Annotated in this window: 20 protein-coding genes; 4 read left to right on the forward strand and 16 right to left on the reverse strand. The window is 66.8% G+C overall.

Annotation, left to right across the window (positions count from 1 at the left end):
• Window position 1 precedes the first annotated feature (1 nt).
• Window positions 2-508, reverse strand: a complete 507-nt coding sequence (gene uraD, locus AC1DTF_RS20525; protein WP_477475394.1) for a 2-oxo-4-hydroxy-4-carboxy-5-ureidoimidazoline decarboxylase — start codon at window positions 506-508, stop codon at window positions 2-4.
• Window positions 505-2,406, reverse strand: coding sequence for a solute carrier family 23 protein (locus AC1DTF_RS20530; RefSeq protein ID WP_477475395.1), 1,902 nt, complete (start codon window positions 2,404-2,406; stop codon window positions 505-507). Before AC1DTF_RS20530 ends, uraD begins: the two co-directional genes overlap by 4 nt.
• Window positions 2,407-2,555: 149 nt before the next feature.
• Here AC1DTF_RS20530 and AC1DTF_RS20535 point away from each other — a divergent pair, with 149 nt between their 5' ends.
• Window positions 2,556-2,981, forward strand: coding sequence for a cupin domain-containing protein (locus tag AC1DTF_RS20535; protein WP_477475396.1), 426 nt, complete (start codon window positions 2,556-2,558; stop codon window positions 2,979-2,981).
• Between the two features lie 5 nt (window positions 2,982-2,986).
• Here AC1DTF_RS20535 and AC1DTF_RS20540 read toward each other — a convergent pair whose 3' ends face one another.
• From AC1DTF_RS20540 to echA20, 6 genes are read right to left on the reverse strand one after another with little or no spacing between them, the layout of a single operon-like run.
• On the reverse strand, window positions 2,987-4,099 hold the full coding sequence (locus AC1DTF_RS20540; RefSeq protein ID WP_477475397.1) for an NDMA-dependent alcohol dehydrogenase: 1,113 nt from the start codon (window positions 4,097-4,099) through the stop codon (window positions 2,987-2,989).
• Window positions 4,100-4,149: 50 nt separating this feature from the next.
• Window positions 4,150-5,694 (reverse strand): phospholipase D family protein, encoded by a 1,545-nt coding sequence (locus AC1DTF_RS20545; protein WP_477475398.1) that lies wholly within the window; start codon window positions 5,692-5,694, stop codon window positions 4,150-4,152.
• Between the two features lie 39 nt (window positions 5,695-5,733).
• Window positions 5,734-6,807: a (3aS,4S,5R,7aS)-5-hydroxy-7a-methyl-1-oxo-octahydro-1H-indene-4-carboxyl-CoA dehydrogenase gene (gene ipdC / locus AC1DTF_RS20550; protein WP_057170898.1), complete on the reverse strand. Its 1,074-nt coding sequence runs from the start codon at window positions 6,805-6,807 to the stop codon at window positions 5,734-5,736.
• Window positions 6,808-6,809: 2 nt separating this feature from the next.
• Complete coding sequence (gene ipdB, locus AC1DTF_RS20555) at window positions 6,810-7,556, reverse strand: cholesterol ring-cleaving hydrolase subunit IpdB (RefSeq protein ID WP_162264297.1); 747 nt, start codon at window positions 7,554-7,556, stop codon at window positions 6,810-6,812.
• A complete protein-coding gene (locus AC1DTF_RS20560; protein ID WP_477475399.1) occupies window positions 7,556-8,434 on the reverse strand; it encodes a CoA transferase subunit A in 879 nt (292 codons plus the stop codon). Before AC1DTF_RS20560 ends, ipdB begins: the two co-directional genes overlap by 1 nt.
• 40 nt (window positions 8,435-8,474) lie before the next feature.
• Window positions 8,475-9,230, reverse strand: coding sequence for a (7aS)-7a-methyl-1,5-dioxo-2,3,5,6,7,7a-hexahydro-1H-indene-carboxyl-CoA hydrolase (gene echA20, locus AC1DTF_RS20565; protein ID WP_477475400.1), 756 nt, complete (start codon window positions 9,228-9,230; stop codon window positions 8,475-8,477).
• A gap of 59 nt (window positions 9,231-9,289) precedes the next feature.
• On the opposite strand from echA20, the gene AC1DTF_RS20570 reads away from it, so the two are divergent.
• Window positions 9,290-10,063: an SDR family oxidoreductase gene (locus AC1DTF_RS20570; RefSeq protein ID WP_057170902.1), complete on the forward strand. Its 774-nt coding sequence runs from the start codon at window positions 9,290-9,292 to the stop codon at window positions 10,061-10,063.
• Window positions 10,064-10,096: 33 nt separating this feature from the next.
• Window positions 10,097-11,002 carry an SDR family oxidoreductase gene (locus tag AC1DTF_RS20575; RefSeq protein ID WP_057170903.1) on the forward strand — a complete coding sequence of 302 codons (906 nt, stop codon included), beginning with the start codon at window positions 10,097-10,099 and terminating at the stop codon, window positions 11,000-11,002.
• Here AC1DTF_RS20575 and AC1DTF_RS20580 read toward each other — a convergent pair.
• The 5 genes from AC1DTF_RS20580 to AC1DTF_RS20600 form a co-directional block, all read right to left on the reverse strand.
• Window positions 10,999-11,442, reverse strand: coding sequence for a nitroreductase family deazaflavin-dependent oxidoreductase (locus tag AC1DTF_RS20580; protein ID WP_057170904.1), 444 nt, complete (start codon window positions 11,440-11,442; stop codon window positions 10,999-11,001). The genes AC1DTF_RS20575 and AC1DTF_RS20580 overlap by 4 nt on opposite strands.
• Window positions 11,443-11,483: 41 nt before the next feature.
• A complete protein-coding gene (locus tag AC1DTF_RS20585) occupies window positions 11,484-11,780 on the reverse strand; it encodes a hypothetical protein (RefSeq protein ID WP_477475401.1) in 297 nt (98 codons plus the stop codon).
• Window positions 11,777-12,295 carry a hypothetical protein gene (locus tag AC1DTF_RS20590; protein ID WP_477475402.1) on the reverse strand — a complete coding sequence of 173 codons (519 nt, stop codon included), beginning with the start codon at window positions 12,293-12,295 and terminating at the stop codon, window positions 11,777-11,779. The genes AC1DTF_RS20585 and AC1DTF_RS20590 overlap by 4 nt, the downstream gene beginning before the upstream one ends.
• Window positions 12,292-13,623, reverse strand: a complete 1,332-nt coding sequence (locus AC1DTF_RS20595) for an EspA/EspE family type VII secretion system effector (RefSeq protein WP_477475403.1) — start codon at window positions 13,621-13,623, stop codon at window positions 12,292-12,294. Before AC1DTF_RS20595 ends, AC1DTF_RS20590 begins: the two co-directional genes overlap by 4 nt.
• A gap of 61 nt (window positions 13,624-13,684) precedes the next feature.
• Complete coding sequence (locus tag AC1DTF_RS20600) at window positions 13,685-14,917, reverse strand: histidine phosphatase family protein (RefSeq protein ID WP_477475404.1); 1,233 nt, start codon at window positions 14,915-14,917, stop codon at window positions 13,685-13,687.
• 212 nt (window positions 14,918-15,129) lie between these two features.
• Here AC1DTF_RS20600 and AC1DTF_RS20605 point away from each other — a divergent pair, with 212 nt between their 5' ends.
• Window positions 15,130-15,762: an NADPH-dependent F420 reductase gene (locus AC1DTF_RS20605; RefSeq protein ID WP_477475405.1), complete on the forward strand. Its 633-nt coding sequence runs from the start codon at window positions 15,130-15,132 to the stop codon at window positions 15,760-15,762.
• A gap of 91 nt (window positions 15,763-15,853) precedes the next feature.
• Here AC1DTF_RS20605 and AC1DTF_RS20610 read toward each other — a convergent pair whose 3' ends face one another.
• The 3 genes from AC1DTF_RS20610 to AC1DTF_RS20620 all read right to left on the reverse strand — a co-directional run bounded on the left by AC1DTF_RS20610 (window position 15,854) and on the right by AC1DTF_RS20620 (window position 18,337).
• Window positions 15,854-16,822 carry a pirin family protein gene (locus AC1DTF_RS20610; RefSeq protein WP_057170908.1) on the reverse strand — a complete coding sequence of 323 codons (969 nt, stop codon included), beginning with the start codon at window positions 16,820-16,822 and terminating at the stop codon, window positions 15,854-15,856.
• A gap of 72 nt (window positions 16,823-16,894) precedes the next feature.
• Window positions 16,895-17,584 carry a cutinase family protein gene (locus AC1DTF_RS20615; protein WP_235571738.1) on the reverse strand — a complete coding sequence of 230 codons (690 nt, stop codon included), beginning with the start codon at window positions 17,582-17,584 and terminating at the stop codon, window positions 16,895-16,897.
• Between the two features lie 108 nt (window positions 17,585-17,692).
• Complete coding sequence (locus tag AC1DTF_RS20620) at window positions 17,693-18,337, reverse strand: sigma-70 family RNA polymerase sigma factor (RefSeq protein WP_477475406.1); 645 nt, start codon at window positions 18,335-18,337, stop codon at window positions 17,693-17,695.
• Window positions 18,338-18,458: the final 121 nt, after the last annotated feature.

Raw genomic sequence — 18,458 nt, forward strand, 5'->3', positions numbered from 1 at the left:
ATCATGTCGGTTCGCTCAGCAGGCGCTCCAGGCGCAGCCTGTTGATCTTGGCCAGTTCGTTGCGCATCACCCGGCGCTCGGTCTCCGGGTCGTTGTCGAGGCGGTCGGTCAGGATGGCCAGCAGTTCGTCGGCGGAACGTCCGCTGGCGCACACCAGGTAGACGTAGCCGAACCTGTCCTCGTACTCCCGGTTCTTCGCGGCCAGTGCGGCTTTCACCGCATCGCCGGCGTCGGCGACCCGGGCCTGCTCGCGAGCCGACGACGGACTGTGCGCCGCCGAGACCGAAGCCCCGATACGGGGGTGGCCGTCCAGGGCGGCGTCGATCTCGGCATCGGGTAGCTCGGCGAGCACCCGGTCGGCCCGGTCGTAGAGCGCCTCGGCGTCCCGGAACGGTGAACCCGCCACCACCCGTCGCGCCCAGATCGTCGAGGAGCACACCTCGAACAGCAGGTGCATTCGTTGCCGGTCGGACAGCGCGTTGAAATCCTCCAGTCCGATCGCTTTCACGAGAGTTCGTTGAGCCTGCCGAACCGCGCCGCGGCAATGGGATTGGCGTCGGCGACCAGATCGGTGAAGCGGTAGTTTGCGATCTTGGCCACCTCGATCAGCGCGTAGGCCTTCTCGGTCGCCGCGGAGTTGTCGATCCGCGACCAACCGTTGCGCAGCACCCTATCGAAGCGTTCGGTCTCCCGTGCGCAGATGATCAGCGGGAAACCGAAGTGTTCGCGATAGGCGGCGGCCAGTCCGACCACGTCCTGGTGGTCGTCCTCGTCGAGATTGCTCAGCGCCACATGGTCGACCGCCAGCACCTGACCGGTCTCGTCCTCGGCACCCAGATCGTGGAAGGCGTTGAGCAGTTCCTCCTGCTGCTCGGTGGTGCCGGTCAGCACTGCGTCCTGGAAGGCCTCCCGCAGCGCGGTGGTGTCGGTGAACGGCCGCTGCTCGTAGGCGCGTTCGGCGGCCCACGTGACGTCCTGCACGACGTGCCCGAAGACCTCGGCGAAACGATCCTTCGTCATCGTGTTGACCTCGTCGAGGGAGATCGAGCCGCCGCCGGCGACCCGGGGCCCCTTCTTGCCGATGTGGAAGAAGACGATGTTGAGCACGATCGCGGTGATGGCGCCGGTGCTGATACCGCTGCCGAACAGGATGTCCAGTCCCGCGGGCAGTGCCGAGGAGATGCCCGGGTATGACGTCACCAGCAGGGCCAGCGCCAGGCTGGTGGTCACGATGATGACGTTGCGGTGGTCGGTGAAGTCGACCTTGCCCAGCGTCTGGATACCGACGACGGCGACGGTGGCGAACAGCACCAGCGCCGCGCCGCCGAGCACCGGGTTAGGGATGGACGCCACGATGGCGGCCACCTTGGGCAGGAAGCCCAGCACGATCATGATGACGCCGGCCGCGGCGACCACCCAGCGGCTCTTCACCCCGGTGAGCCGCACCAGGCCGACGTTCTCGGAGAACGCGGTGTAAGGGAACGAGTTGAAGATGCCGCCGATGGTGGTGGCGACACCGTCGGCGCGCAGCACGTTGCCGATATCGGAGGGGCGGACCCGCTTGCCGACGATCTCGCCGGTGGCCAGGGTGCTGCCGGTCGACTCCACCGCGATGATCATCATCACGATGATCATCGTGATGATCGCGACGACGTCGAACTTGGGCATGCCGAACACGAACGGCGGTGTGAAGCCGAACAGCGAGGCCGCGCCGACCCGGTCGAAGTTCATGTCGCCCAATGCGAACGCCACCGCGCAGCCCACGATCAGACCCAGCAACACGGCGATGGTGGACATGAACCCGCGGAAGATCCGCTGGATTGCGACGATCACGGCGATGGTGCCCAGCGCGTAGAGCACCCAGCGCAGGTTGGTGGGATCGGGTTCGTGGGTGGCCGGGTTGGTGACCGCGTCCAGCGCGCCGATGGGCACCAGACACAGGCCGATGATGGTGATCAGCGTGCCGGTCACCACGGGCGGGAAGAATTTGAGCAGCCGGACGAAGACGGGTGCGATCAGGAAGGTGAAGACACCGGCGACGATCACCGCGCCGTACACGTAGAGCAGGCTCGCCGTCCCGCCACCGTGCGCCAGCCCGATCGCGATGATGGGGGCGACGCCCGCGAACGTCACGCCCTGCAGCAGCGGTAGCCGCACCCCGACGTTCTTGAACCCGACCGCTTGGATGATCGAGGCGACACCGCAGGTGAACAGGTCGGCGGTGATGAGCATGACGAGCTCTTCGCCGGACAGCCCCAGAGCGTTGGCGATCAGGATCGGCACCAGCACCGCACCCGCGTAGAACGCGACGACGTGCTGGAAGCCGTAGGCGGCCAGCTTCGGAAGGGGAAGCACCTCGTCAACGGGGTGCACGCGCTTGCGCTGGCTCTTGGTGGGTGCCGACATGGGAACAGGATCGGGCAGCTTCGCTGTTTTCCGGTGTCCTGCACGTTTCGGGGATGTTGCCGCTGGAGCCACAAGTCATCGATGCCATCGATGGGAGTGATCAAAAGTCATCGTTGGACGGGATCGACGGTCGCTGTTGTGATGGACACATGAAGAAATCACTGACGCGTCTCGCCGCTGTGGCCGCCCTCGCCGTGGTCACCGGCACGGCCTGCGCCCTGGAAGTCGGCGTCGCCCGGGCCGACAACGAACCGACGGCGGGAGTCACCCGTACCGAGTTGCAGCGATTGCCCGCGCCGGACCCGGCATTCGAGATCGTGCAGACCCGCACCGAGATCCCGGTGGGTACCCGGTCCGGCCGGCACTCGCACCCGGGCCCGGAGGTGGGCTACATCGTGGCCGGCGACATCGAGTTCCGGTTCGACGACAGGCCCACGCAGTACGTGCACACCGGGGATCCGTTCCTCATCCCGGCCGGCGTGATCCACGATGCGGTCAACGTGGGGCAGGTACGCACACTGATGCTGTCCACCTACGTCATCCCGGTCGGTCAGCCGTTGGTCGACATGCACTGAGCCCGTCAGTGGTCGTGCAGGATCACCCCGCGGATATTGCGTCCGTCGCGCATGTCCTGGTACCCCTCGTTGACCTCGGCGAGCTTGTACTCGTGGGTGACGGTCTCGTCGAGCAGCAGCTTGCCCTCCCGGTACAGCGACAGCAGCCGGGGGATGTCCGCGCGCGGGTTGGCCTCGCCGTAGAGGCTGCCCAGCAACCGCTTCTGGAACAGCGTGAACATCATCAGCCCGAGGGTGGGGGAGTTGTCGGCCATCGTGGACAGGGCGGTCATGACGACCGCACCGCCCTTGCGGATGATGTTGGCGGCGTCCTCGAGCATCGCACCCTCCAGCAGGCCGACGGTGAGGATGGCCGAATCCGCCATCACCCCGCGGGTCAGCTCGGCGACCAGAGCGGTTGCTTCGGGCAGTGAGGTGGCGAAGTGGGTGGCTCCGAATCGGAAAGCCAAGTCCCGCTTGGCTTCCACCGGCTCGATGACGATGATCTTCTCGGCGCCGGCCAGTCGGGCGCCCTGTACCGCGCCGCTGCCGATCCCGCCGAGCCCGATGACGACGACGGTGTCTCCGGGTGCGACGTCGGCGGTGTTGACCGCCGAACCCCAGCCGGTGGTGACACCGCAGCCCAGCAGGCAGGCCCGTGACAGCGGAATGTCGTCATCGATCTTGACGATGGACGCCTCGGGCACGGTGCCGTATTGGGAGAAGGTGCCGACCAGGGCCATCACGCCGATGTTCTGGTCCCGTGCGCGGCGCCGGTAGGTGCCGTCGAGCTGGGTGCCCGCCATGATCATCGCACCGAGGTCGCAGAGGTTCTGGTGGCCCGTCGAGCAGAACCGGCAACGTCCGCAGGCCGGCAGGAACGAGGCGACGACGTGATCGCCGGGTGCGAGCCCGACGACGCCGGCCCCGACCTCGCGCACGATCCCGGCACCCTCGTGGCCCCCGATCAGCGGCAGCGGGGCGGGCAGGTCACCGGTGCGGATGTGTTCGTCGGAGTGGCACAGTCCGGTGGCCTCCCAGGACACCAGCACCTCGCCGTCGCCGGGCGGATCGAGATCGATCTCCTCCACGGTCCAGTCGCCGCCGTACTCCCACAGAATCGCCGCGTTGGTCTTCATCCGGCCGAGTGTAGGAACCGCACAGGTCTACCGTGGCCGAATCGCCACGATCACCAGCGGCCCCGGATGCGGTCGCGAAGGTTGCGCCCGTCGGGGTCGTAGATCATCCGGTAGGCGGGGCTCGCCCAGAGCCGGGTGAACCTGCTGGGTCGCTCCGGTTGATGGGGGCGCAGCCTGCCCGGTGGGCGCGGGCCGCTGCGCCCGGAGGCGTGCCAGGCCTCCAGCGCGTCTGCGGCGGCGGTGATTTCGGCGATCGCGGTGCGCGGGTCGGCGAGTCCGCGGTCCTCGCTGCCGTCCTCGGCGCGATCGAGGTGTTCGCGCAGCAGGCGTAGCCGTAGGTCGCGCGCGAAGTCGCCGCGTGTGTCCAGGACCGCGCAGGACAGCTCGCTGTCGTGGGTCCAGGACCGCCGGTTGAAGTTGTCGCTGCCGACGCTGGCCCAGACGTCGTCCACCGTGCAGACCTTTGCGTGCACGTACACCGGTGTCCCGGCATGATTTTCGAGGTCGAACACGTGCACCCGGTCCGGGCTGACCCGGCTGCACGCCTGGACGGCTTCATGGCGGCCGATCTGATTCGGCGGCAGCGCGAACCGTCCGTCGACATCGGGGTATCGGGGCACCACCGCCACCAGATGCAGTTCCGGGTTGTCCTGCAGGGCGCGCGCCAGCAGCTTCGCCACCCGCTTCGACCACAGGTACTGGTCCTCCAGGTAGATCAGTTGGCGGGCCCGGCCCAGCGCCTTACTGTAACCCCTGGCGATGCTGCGTTCCCCCAGCGGCGCGAAGTCGTACTCGAAATGCGCGTCGGGATAGGTGCGCAACACCTGCACCGCGTGCGGTCCGCACGGGGGCGGATCGGGCGGCTGCTCGGGCAGCTTGCCGGCTTCCAGGTCGGCGCCGCGCAGTTTGTCGCGCAGGTAGGCGATCGGCGACAACATGTCCAGCTGCGCGGGATCGTTCCACCGTTCCCGGAACGAGGTGTCCAGCGCGCCGACGACAGGGCCCTGCAACCGCAATTGCACGTCGTGCCAGGGTGGGTGTTCGCCGTAGTGCTCCGCCATCTGCACGGCTTGGCGGTCGCCACGATGGGAGGCGTCGTCGCGGCGGGAATGGCACAGGTCGATACCGCCGGCGAACGCGACATCGCGTTCCGGTGCGCCGGGGTGCCGGATCACCACCAGCTTCTGATGATGGGACCCGCCGAAGCGGACGCGTTGGTCGAGCAGCACCTCGCCGCCCGCCTTCTCGACCGCGTCGCCGAGGTGCTGGTTCTCTTCCTCGCTGTAGGACAGCGCGTCCATGTGCGACCGCCACATGAGTCCCTTGACCACCACGCCGCGCTCGGCGGCGCGGCAGAACAGCTCGCCGACCGTCGGGCCCTCGTCGCGCAGCAACTGGTCGGGGTCACCGCGCCAATCGGTGAAGAACACGTAGTCACCGGCGCGCAGCGCCTCGACCTCCCTGACCAGGTGGTCGAAATAGGTGGACCCGTGGATCAGCGGTTCGGCCAGGTTGTCCGTGCACCAGTTGGGCAGCTGCGAATGCGGATTGCCGCGTTCGTGCTCCGTGAGGAACCATCGGGCAAGATCGGGCATTGTCGGCGGGTACCCGATAAGCGGGCCTGCCGAACAATGTCAGTCGGTGATGAAGCCCGATGCCTTGGTCAACTGCTCGATCGCCTCGGCGACGATCTGTGGCACCAACTCCGCGCAGGACGGCAGGTCGTCCAGGATGCCGGCGACCTGTCCGGAGGCCAGCACGCCGGCGTCGGTGTTGCCCTCGACCAGGCCGGCCTTGAGCAGCATCGGGGTGTTGGCCGCCATCACGACCTGCGACCAGGTCAGGTCCTTGCCGTGCCGCATGGCCAGGCCGTCGGTGACCATGGACTTCCAGGTCATCCCGGACAGCTTCTTGAACTTCTGGGCATTGCCGATCGCCGCCGCGAAACCGCGTACCGGTGAACCGCTCTCCAGCTTCTCCACCAGCCCGGTGCGCAGCACCCGGTGTGGCATGCCGTCGACGCGGGTGGAGACGACGGTGCCGTCCAGTGCCGCGTCCAGATAGCGCCGCTTGACGGCGTCCGGGACGGTCGAGTCCGAGGTCAGCAGGAACCGGGTGCCCATCGCGACCCCGGCCGCCCCGTAGGACAGCGCGGCGGCCAGGCCGCGGCCGTCGAAGAAACCACCCGCGGCGATGACCGGCATACCGGTGTCGGCGACAGCGTCGAGCACCGACGGCAGCAGCAGCGTGGTGGCGATCGGGCCGGTGTGGCCGCCGCCCTCACCGCCCTGCACGATCACCGCGTCCGCGCCCCAGCCGGCGACCTTCTTGGCGTGCTTGGCCAGACCGACCGACGGAATCACCACTACGCCTGCCTCTTTGAGCCTGGCGATGAGGTCGGGCTTGGGTGCTAAAGCGAAGGAGGCAACTTTGACTCCTTCGCGGATCAGGAGGTCGACGCGGTCGTTCGCATCGCCGGCGTCGGCACGGATATTGATGCCGAACGGTTTGTCGGTGGCCGCCTTGACCTTGGCGACGGCGGTGGTGAGTTCTTCCAGCGTCATCGTCGCCGAGGCCAGGATGCCCAGGCCGCCCGCGTTGGAGGTGGCCGCGACCAGTCGGGCGCCGGCCACCCAGCCCATACCGGTCTGCACGACCGGGTGCTCGATGCCGACCAGTTCGGTCAGCGGGGTCTTGAGTGTGGTCATGGTTAGACCTTGACTTCCTTGTCGCGCAGTGACTTCGGGTCGATGACCTGGCGCAGCAGCTCCTGCTCCTCACCGGTGGGAACCCGGGTGGTGGCGGCCTCGGACAGGCCGTGCACCTCGAAGGAGGTGTTCTCGGCGACCTGATCGGCCTCGACACCGGGGTGCAGCGAGACGGCGCGGAACTGGTGGTCGGGGCCGTTGAAATCGAAGACGCCCAGGTTGGTCACCACTCGGAAGATGTTGGCGAAGCGGAACGCGGGATTGTCCGGATCGACCTTGTCCCAGCCGATCCCGGACACGATGTCGACGGAGTCGGTGAACACCCGCTTGGAGTGGTTACCCACGAAGTAGCTGGTGGCGTGGTTGATGCTGTTGCCGGGCGCCCCGCGCACACCGAACATCTGCCGGGTGGGGTGCTGGATGGGCCCGAACGCGGAGAGGTTCTGGTTGCCGAAGCGGTCGATCTGGTTGGCGCCCATCACGACATGACGCTTTCCCCAGGACAGGGTCTCGAAAACCCGGTTGAACGGCATCCAGCCCTCGATGGCCGCCGGTGCCCCGATGGCCGGGGTGTCGGCGATGATGCGGGCCTCACCGTCGGTCAGCACGATGTCGGGGGAGAAGGTCAATCGAGCCAGACGGGCCCCGATCTGGACGATGGTGGTCATCGGGGAGACCATGATTTCGCCTGCGTCACGGAACAATTCGGCGCACGCGACGGCGCACACCTCGGCACGGGTCACCGACATCACTTGGCTCCTTCCTTCTGCGCTTCGGCGAACTTGCGCACCGCGGCCTGGTAGTCGGCCTCGCTGCCGGACAGATACGTCTTCACGAACTCGGCCCAGGTCTCATCGGATCCCGCCGCCTCGGCGTAGTGCCGCTGGAACTTCTCATCGCGCTTGTAGTCGGGTTCGTTGGTGGTGAAATGCGCACCGTTGGGCGCCTCCACGACGGTGTCGACCATCATCCGGTTGATCAGCAGCTGCTGCGGCACCACCGAACTCACCAACTCCTCGGTGGACACCACCTTCTCCACGGAAAGGAAGCGCTGCTGCGCCGACATCAGGAACAGGTCGTCGAAGTACGGGTCGATCCCGGTGTAGGCCGCATTGCCGCGGGCATCGCCGAGGTTCAGGTGCACGAACGCGGCGTCCAGGTTCAGCGCAGGCATGGCGATCAATTCGTCGTCCCCATAGGGCGATTTCACGGTCTTGAGCTCATCGCCCCAGAACGTCCGCACATCGCTGCCCAGTCCGGCGCGGATCGGCAGGAACGGCAGCCGTTGCGCGGCGGCCTGCAGCCCGCAGCGCAGCATGCCTTCGTCCATCTCGCGGGCCTCGATGGCGCCGCTGGTGCGCGCCTTGGCGAACCACGGATCGTAGAACGGCGGCGAGTCCAGGGAGACGAAGCCGTAATAGACACGCTTGACCTTGTCGGCCGAGCACAGCAGGCCCAGATCGGGACCGCCGTAGGTGACCACGGTCAGGTCCTTGACGTCGGTGCGCAGCAGCGCGCGGATGAAGGCCATCGGCTTGCGCCGCGAGCCCCAGCCGCCGATGCCGATGGTCATGCCGCTCTCGATGGACGAGACGGCCTCGTCCAGAGTTGTTCTCTTGTCTTGCATTATTTCCCTGCTCGCTTCGCTCGTGCCCGCCGAATCATTGTTACTTTGTTCCCTTGTCGGTTCCTGCGAACGCGTCGCGGTGCTCGTCGGACACCCCGGCCAGGTTCAGCTCGAACGTAAACCCTTGCTCCATCCGGTATCTCGCGGTGACCGGCTGCACGTCGATGAAGTTCAGCGCTTCCTTGGCCGCACGGATCACCCGGGTGTCCTTGCTGGCGATATCACGGGCCACCCGCAGTGCGGACTCGTCGAGATCGGCGCGCGGCACCACCTCGTGCACGGACCCGAAGTGCTGCAGGGTGTTCGCGTCCACGGTGGCGGCGGTGAAGAACAGTCGGCGCATCAGATGCTGGGGCACCAGCCGCGACAGGTGGGTGGCCGCGCCCAGGGCGCCGCGTTCGACCTCCGGGAGGCCGAACGTGGCGTCATCGGAGGCGACGATGACATCGGCGTTGCCGACCAGGCCGATACCGCCGCCGACGCAGAAGCCGTTCACGGCCGCGACCACGGGAACCTCGCATTCGTACACCGCTTTGAACGCGTGGTAGCAGCCACGGTTGGCGTCGATGAGCGCGGTGAAGCCCTCGGTGTTCTGCATCTCCTTGATGTCCACGCCGGCGTTGAAGCCGCGGCCCTCGGCACGCAGGATCACCACGTGGGTGCTGCGGTCGCGGCCCGCGGCGGTGATGGCATCGCCGAGTTCGAACCAGCCGCGGGACGGGATGGCATTCACGGGTGGGTAGTTCACGGTCACCGAGACGATGCCCGGTTCGACTGTGCTGGTGGTGATCGTCATGAATCACTTCCTTGAGGGGGTCGCTACCTAAGCAAGCACTTGCTTGGTACGCTAGCACAGTGACCGATGCGGCTGGAATCAATCTGCAACTGGATGGCCGGGTGGTCCTGGTGACCGGCGGAGTGCGCGGCGTCGGAGCCGGTATCAGCGCTGTCTTCGCTGCTCAGGGCGCCACCGTGGTGACCTGTGCGCGCCGCCCGGTAGAAGGTTCGCCGTACGAATTCCACTCCTGCGACATCCGCGACGACGCGTCGGTGCAGGCCCTCATCGGCGCGATCGTCGAGCAGCACGGGCGCCTGGATGTGGTCGTCAACAACGCCGGCGGCTCGCCCTACGTGCTGGCCGCGGATGCGTCGGCCAAGTTCAGCACCAAGATCATCGAACTCAACTTGATCGGTGCACTGTCGGTCTCGACGCACGCCAATGCGGTCATGCAGAACCAGGACTCCGGCGGCTCCATCGTCAACATCTCCAGCGTGAGCGGGCACCGGCCGACACCGGGTACCGCCGCCTACGGCGCCGCCAAGGCCGGCATCGACAACCTCACCTCGACGCTGGCCGTGGAATGGGCGCCCAAGGTCCGGGTCAACTCGGTGGTCGTCGGCATGGTCGAGACCGAACAGGCCGAGCTGTTCTACGGCGATGCGGACTCGATCGCGGCCATCTCCAGGAACGTGCCGCTGGGCCGGCTGGCCAAACCCGCCGATATCGGCTGGGCCACAGCATTTCTGGCATCCGAAGCGGCTTCCTATATCAGCGGTGCGTCGCTGCAGGTGCACGGCGGCGGAGAACCGCCGCACTATCTGTCGACCACCACTGCGGATATCAAATAACACCGACGTTCAGTAACTAGAGGGAGATCAGCAATGGGTTTGCTCGACGGCCGGGTAGTCATCGTGACCGGCGCCGGTGGCGGTATCGGGCGTGAGCATGCGCTCGCCTTCGCCGCTGAGGGCGCACGCGTGGTGGTCAACGACATCGGTGTCGGACTGGACGGTTCACCGGCCGGCGGCGGCAGCGCCGCGCAGACCGTCGTCGACGAGATCGTCGCTGCCGGTGGGGAAGCCGTCACCAGCGGTGCCAACGTCGCGGACTGGAGTCAGGCCGAGGGGCTCATCCAGACCGCCATCGATTCCTTCGGTGGCCTCGACGTTCTGGTCAACAACGCGGGCATCGTCCGGGACCGGATGTTCGTCAACGCCACCGAAGACGAATTCGACGCCGTCACCGCCGTGCATCTCAAGGGGCATTTCGCCACCATGAAGCACGCCGGTGCCTACTGGCGCGCACAATCCAAGGCCGGCAACACTGTCGACGCCCGCATCATCAACACCAGCTCGGGCGCCGGACTGCAGGGCAGCGTCGGCCAGGCAACCTACAGCGCCTCCAAGGCCGGCATTGCCGCGCTGACGCTGGTGGCCGCCGCTGAGATGGGCCGCATCGGCGTCACCGTGAACGCCATCGCCCCGTCGGCCCGCACCCGGATGACCGAGACGGTGTTCGCCGAGATGATGTCGACGCAGGACTCCGACTTCGATGCGATGGCGCCGGAGAACATTTCCCCGCTCGTCGTCTGGCTGGGCAGCGTCGAGTCCCGCGACGTCACCGGCCGCATCTTCGAGATCGAGGGCGGCATCATCCGGGTGGCCGAGGGCTGGGCACGCGGCGGCGAAATCGACAAGGGCGCCAAGTGGGATCCGGCCGAGCTCGGCCCGGTGGTTACCGACCTGTTGGCGAAGTCCCGCACACCGCTGCCGGTCTTCGGCGCCTAGACCGGTTCGCAGATCACCAGCGGGATGACACGGTCGGCGGCCTCCCGGTATCCCCGGTAGGGCGGGTACATCCGAGTCAAACGCGGCCAGTAGCGGTTTCGCTCCTCGGCCGTGGCGTCTCTGGCGGTCATGTCCCATTTGTGCGGGCCGTACTGCACCTGCACACGCGGATCCGATGCGATGTTGAGATACCAGGCCGGATCGTGATCACGGCCGCCGAACGAGGCGGGCAGTACCACCCGGTCGCCGTCGCGCAAGCAGAGCGTCGCGGTGACCCGGGGCTGCCCGGTGCGGCGACCGGTGGTGGTGAGCAGCGCCGCCGGCAACCACAGCAGGCGCGCGCCGATGCGGCCGTCGGTGTGCTGGTAGGTCCAGACGTGAGCCTTGGCGAAGTACTTCATGGACCAGGCGAGTAGCCCCGAATTTCGAACGTCGACCATGCCCCGTCTTTGCCCCGAACCGGGCTGGGGCAAACGCCCGGCTACCGCAGATTCAGTATGGCGTAGAGCATTGTCGTGGACACCAGGAAGCTCGCCGTGCACGCGCGGCGGGCGGTCCGTCGGCGTTCGGCGGGGAACGCCGCGGGCAGCACAACGGCGAACAGCAGTCCGGCGATCAGACCCGCGACGGTGCCGAACATCAGCGCGTACCCGTGCGGATCGATCGCCGGGTCCGCCGAGAAGCCGGATCGGGCGACCGAATACATGCACAGCAGCCACAGCAACCCTGCGGTCGAGCCGAGCAGCCCGGCGACGGCCCGCACGATCGCCGGGGTCACTGCTTGGTCGGGTCGGTGGTGCAGATGGTCAGTAATGACCGGCGGTTCTGCTCGGCAACCTGCTGCGGATCGAGCCAGCCGATTCCCTGAAAGTAGAACGTGTCCGCGGGGTGCTCGGACGACCCGTCGACGACCTCGCTGATCTGCGTCGGCGTGGATCCTGAACCCTCAGGTGCGGTCACGATGAGGGTCACCTCTTCGGCTGTGCGCCAATCGAATCCGTCGGGCAACGGCTCGGTGACCTGCAGCCCGTCGTAAGGGCCTCCCACCGTCAACTGATCGACCTCGGCGGTTCCGCTGACCGGCGCCAGGGTCAGCCGGCCGGCATCCGGGGTGAACAACACGACCACCCGGGACACCTCGCCGCACGGTGTGCCGGTCGAGAGTTCCAGCCGGCCATCGGTGACTCGGGCACCGAAAACCGGTGGCAGCGAAGCGACCTCGGGATCATCACCGATGAGTGAACATCCCGAGAGGCTGAAAACCAGTAGCGCAGCCGTCAGATGTCTGATCACGTGTAACCCCCGTCGCCCAAACCGGCCTCCTTCTCGATGCCGTCCGAATCGGTGACGGCGGCCCACAACATGCCGAAGTAGCCCTTGTCCGCCCACTGCCGCGAATGCATCTCCTCGTGGTGCAGCAGCCGGTCGAGGTCCAGGGAACCCGCACGGGGAGCACCGTCGGCCCCCACGTTCCAGGACGTGCCGGACTCGATGATCTGCCGCAACTGCTGGGACGGATTGTTGCCGTGATCGATGTTCTCCATGAAGATGTCGCCCCAGGCGGTGCCACCCTTCCAACTGAACTGGTCCTGCACCCAGTTGCCGCCCATCCCCATCAGCATGCCGTTGGGCGTCGTCATCAAAGCCCCGTCGGCGCCGAGGATGAACGGCACATCCTCGTCGTAGGTCCACGAGTTCGCGTTCTGCCGGTCGATGATCCGTTGCACCTCGTCGGCGTTGTAGGGCTCCGGGGTGAAGTCGGTCGTCGGGTTGTCACCGTAATCGGTGCCGGCGTTGAGGACATAGGTCATCAGCACAGCCTTGCGGGCATCCTCAGCCGAGGTGCCCTTCGGAAGCTGGAAGAACGATTTCCCGTCGGGATCCTTCACGCGTTGCATGCCGCCCAGTACCTCGAAGCTGGCCGGCGTGATGTCGTGACGGCGCGCGATGTCGACGATCGTGTCGGGCGGAACACCCTGGCGCTCCGCGTTTTCCAGCCACTCCCTGTAGTAGCCCGTGGGCTCCTCGTCGAGGAGCCCCGCTTCGCGTAGTGCCTTCTCGTATTTGTTCTCCGGTTCGGGCTGCTGATCACCAGGTTTGTCGCCCGGCCCGTCACCGCCTCCGAATTTCTGGATGCCCAAGGCCCGGTACTCCTCACCGAGCGCGGCGATGCGGGCGCCGACCGCATTCAGGTCGCTGTTGGACCGGGTCACCGTGTCGATCACCTCGGCGACACCCTTCTGCACGATCGGCACGAGCATGCGTTCGCCCGCGGCGGTGGGCGGCACCGTCGCGGCCGCATCGGTCACCCAGCGCCGGGTGGCGTCCAGGCTCTCCCGGCCGGTGCTGACCAGGCGCGCCGACTGGTCGACCTGCTCGCGCAGTCGCCGATCGAGATCGGCAAGGGCACCCAGCACGCGGCCGTGCTCGGTGTTGACCGCGGCGTAGGCATCGGCCGCGGTCCCGGTCCACTGCCGGCCGGGTGCGGCAGCACCAACCTGTTCCTGGAGCCGGCGCAGGGTGGAACTGCCGTCGAACGCGGCGCCGTCCTGGGGCGTTCCGGCGCCGAAGGTCGCGCGAGCATTCGTCCAGGTCGACATGAACGCGTCGAGCACACCCATGACCATCAGTCTTTCACGGTGCCGTGCCCACCGGATGCAGCGATTTCAGGCCGACACGGTGTCAGGCGGCATCCTTCTCGGTGCCGGAGTCGCGGTCGGCGGTCTTGGTCTCCGGGCGCGCGGCCTGCTTTGGGGCGATCGGAGAAACCTTCCGTTCCGTGCTGAGACCGGGTGTGTCGGAGCTCTTTTCGGCCACTACAACGCTGGGACGGCCTGGCTTCTTCACCGTGCGGGCGGTCCGTAGTTTCTTGACGGGGGCGGCCACCTCGGGTTCCGGCCCCACGGCCTGCGCTGTGGCGGGCGCCGCGATGCGGTTCTCTGCGGCCGCCGCCGGCGTGTCGGTGGTCGTGGTGTTCGGCGCGCTCGGCCGGAGCACCTTGGCGACTTCACCGGCGATATCGCGCACCACGGCGACCGCGAACTTGATGGGGGCCTGCACGACGGCGCCGACACCGTTGCGGATTGCCGTGGCGATCTGGCCGATGTCGCCGGTGCCGAAGGCCCGCACCACGTTGTAGGCCGCGGTCTGCGGTGCCACCACGAGATCGCGCGCGTTGACGAACAGTTTGGTGCCTAGGCCGGCCGGTCCGACCGGCAGACCCGCCCATGTTTTCAGCGTCCAGCCCTCCTCGGAGCTGCCCTCCACCACCACAATCCCGGTGTTGTCCAACCGGTGGCGCAGCATCAGCCCCAGGTCCGGGTTGTCGACGTTCATCATCGTCCAGAACATGATCGTGGCGGCATGGGAGAACACGACGGGGTTCTGTGCGCCGGAGTCCTCGACGACCTGAAGCGCGGCATCCATACGGGCATCGAAGGCGTTGCCGTCTCCGCCGCCGGGGACCGGCACCGAGCGAGCACCCAGCGTCCACAAGGCGGGGGCGAGCACGTAGCCGATTCCGCCGATCCCGGAATCCGACGATCCTTCGAACCAGCCGGCGTTGATCTCCCGGATTCCGGGCAGCACGGTGGGGGTGAGGCCGGTTGCGGCCGCGAACGGCGCGGCGGTTTCGTTGGTGCGCACCATGTTCGACGTGTAGATCGCGTCATAGTCCACACCGCCGGCGGCCAGCGCTGCCGCCACCGCCGCCGCCTGGGTCTGGCCCAGCGGCGTCAGAGGGGCACCGGGAATCGAGTTGTCGATCGTGTGCGTCGCGTTGGCTTCGGACTCGCCGTGCCGCACGAAGGTCACCGTCATGGCGGCCGCGGGCAGGGCCGTCATGACGAACAGGACGGCGGCGGTCAGCGCCGCGAGCAGGAGTTTCAGTGACCGACTGCGGGACCCCGGGACCATCGGATCACAGTAGCGAGCCTGGCCGGATCGCCGCGTGAAATGGCGGGAAATGCGGCCGAAACGAACGGTGCGTCGATGACACACCACTTAAGGAGTTTTCACCGACGCGAAGGTGGCGTCCGCGCTGCGAACCTGTTGACACGGAAAGGCCGGTTCTGCCGACGCGATCCGCAGCACACGTGCCTTCGGCGAGAAATCAGTAGGAGATATCCATGAGCAACATCAGCATCATCGGTCTGGGCCACATGGCCGGCGCCCTGGCAGACCGGGCACTGGCGGGCGGCAACACCGTCGAGCTCATCGGCCGCAACCCGGCCAAGGCGAAGGAACTGGCGAGCAGGCTGGATGGAGCCACTGTCAGGGCGATCGGAGAGCCCCCGGCGGGAGACATCGTCGTGCTCGCCGTGCCGTACGCCGGCGCCGCGGTGGCGGTCGGAGAGTTCGGAGATGCGCTGAAGGGCAAGGTCCTCATCGACATCACGAACCCCTTCGCTCCCGATCTCACAGGCCTCGTGACCCCCGACGGCAGTTCCGGTGCCCAGGAGATCGCCAAGGCCGCCCACGCCGGCACGCGCGTCGTCAAGGCGTTCAACACCTTGTTCGCCGAGGTCCTCGCGACCCGTCCGGACAAGGACCGCCCGCTGAACGTCTTTCTCGCCGGCGACGATGCCCAGGCGAAGGCCGACGTGTCGGCGTTCGCCGAGAGCCTGGGACTGCGCCCGTTGGACGCCGGGCCGCTGTCAATGGCGCGGGCGCTGGAGTACGCCGGCCTGCTGGAGATCAGTCTGAAGACGCACGGGCTCGAGCAGATCGACTTCGCTCTGGGTATCACCGTCGTGCGCTGATCCGAATCACCCTGCACCAGGAGGATTTGTTGCATGCATATGAACACTCGCCAGATAAATCGAACCCCATGTCGGAGAACAGTCGTGGCGATTATCCGGTGTGGGGTACGTGTTCGGTGGGGATGACGCCGAATCGGCCGGCCTGGTAGTCCTCGTAGGCTCGAAGGATCTCCTCGCGGGTGTTCATCACGAAGGGCCCGGACTGAACCACTGGTTCTCGGATCGGCCGGCCACCGAGTAGCAGGACCTCCAAGTTCGGCTCGGCGGCGGGTTGGCTCTGCTGTGCGGCCAGGGTCAGCGCGTTCCCGGCGCCGAACACGCTGAGTTGGCCCTTGTGGATCGGCTGTGCTGCCGTACCTGCGGTGCCGGTGCCGGCGAGCACGTAGGCCAGCGCGTTGAAGTCGGCCCGCCATGGCATTTCCAAACGCGCGCCCGGGCTTATGGTCGCGTGCACGACCGTGATCGGTGTGTGGGTCGTCCCCGGCCCGGTATGACCGGCGATACCGCCGGCGATGACCCGCAGCAGTCCGCCACCGTCGGCCGAGGACAGCAGCCGGGCTTGCCGGGCGCGGATATCCTGGTAACGCGGTGTGACGAACTTGCTGGCGCGCGGCAGGTTCACCCACATCTGGACACCGTGGAACATTCCGCCTGAGACGACCAGATGCTCCGGGGGCTTCTCGATGTGCAGGATTCCGCTGCCCGCGGTCATCCACTGCGTGTCACCATCGGTGATCGTCCCGCCGCCGCCGTGGGAGTCGGTGTGCTCGAACGTGCCGTCGATGATGTAGGTGACAGTCTCGAAGCCTCGGTGCGGATGCCAGGGGGTTCCCATGGGCTCGCCTGGTGCCCATTCGATCTCGCCTATCTGGTCCATGTGGATGAATGGGTCCAGGTCGGTGAGCGATACCCCGGCGAATGCCCGTCGCACGGGGAATCCGTCTCCCTCGAGCCCGACCGGTGCAGTGGTGATAGATCGCACCGGCCGTTGCATGCCGGTGGCGGGATCGGGGACGGCGACCCGGGGCAAAGTGAGCGTATCCGCAGTGATGGCTGGCATGGCTTGGTCTCCTGTCGGTTGGCAAAAGGTTTGGGATACCGGACCCCGGCGGGGTGGTCGTGCTGTTTTCTGTCAGTGGCTTCGCAGGCGGTCGACGACGAATTCGGCTGCCTCGGCGGCCATGCCGTTGACGGCGTACGCGCTATGGGCGCCACGATCGAGGCCGGTCGATCCGCAGACCGGATCCCTTGGGGCGCAGAGGTCGATGGTCCTGTCGTCGAAGGCCGGGCCGATCTCGATGGGAGGAGCGTCATGCCGCAGCAGCCTCAGGATTTCCGGTGAGGGTTTACCGAACAGGACGACCGCGGTGATGTTCTCGACGACGTCCGGAGGTAGAGCGGTCAGCGCGTACCCGGCAGGAACGGTCTCGCTGGTGACGTAGCCGCTGACGGCGGCGCCCTGAGAGTAGCCGCCGACGATGATCTCGGTGGAGGGGCAGTTGGCACTGAGATCGAGCAGGCGGTTGCCGGCGTCCAGGATGCCTTCGACGGCCCGGTCGAACTGCAAGGATGCCGGATAGTTCACGGCATGGACGCCGACGACGCGGTCGGGTAGGCGTTCGCGCAGTGCTTGGATGAATGGCTCACCGACCTTGCCCACGCCCGGGTCCTCGAAGGTACCGCGAGCAAAGACGACCTCGACATCGGCGCAGTCGGCGATCGAGGTCGCTGCGGGCTCCCCGTTTGCCTGTCCAGGGGTGGCGCCGATGAACAGTGCGGCGATTGCCGCGCCGACGGCCATCGCGTAGAGCGGCAGGCGCAAAACGTTTGTATCTCCCTGTTGGATAACTAATTTCGAAGGCGAATGCCGTATCATGGCGATGGTGTCCTTTGGTTCGGTGGCGGTGGCCCCTGCCCGTCGATGTTGGAACTACCCCGCGTGATTGTGAGCGCCCCTGTACCCACGGTCCGCGGCGATGCCGGCCAACAGCACGCGCAGGCGAGAGCGGCCGCGGTGGATTCGTGACATGACAGTCCCCAGTGGCGTGCCCATGATCGCGCCGATCTCTTTGATGGCAAGGCCCTCGACGTCGGCGTAGTACACCGCCATCCGAAAATCGGCGGGCAAGGCATCCAGTGCGTTCCTGATGTCGTTGTCGGGTAACAACTCCAATACCTCCACCTCCGCAGAGCGGAGTGCTCTCGGCGAACGGCCGGCGTCGGCAACGAGCTGCCACTCGAGTGTCGTGTCGACCGACAACTCGGCGGGCCGGCGCATCCGCTTGCGGTAATTATTGATGTGGGCATTGGCTTGGATGCGAAAGAGCCAGCCCTTGAGATTCGTTCCTTGCTGGAAAGTCCTGAAACCCGCGTACGCCCGCACCAATGTCTCCTGCACCAGATCCTCGGCGTCAGCGCGCTGCCGGGTCAGCCGCATGGCTCCACCGAAAAGCGTGTCCAAAAGCGGGATCACGTCACGCTCGAAACGCGCTGCCAGTTCGACGTCGCTCTCGGCCGGAATCGGGGCAAGGTAGCTCGTGACTTGTAGCGGTGCAGCGCTTTCCAGGTTGGTCATGACAACCTCATAGTGCTCTCGGTCAATGTGAGCACCGGCATTCCACTAGCGGGTGCGAGGCGATTGTGAAGTGCGACGATGGCTCGCATCGGCCGCAGGTGGATTGACAGCGAGGCGACCT

Source organism: Mycobacterium sp. P4_H6 (assembly GCF_056400845.1).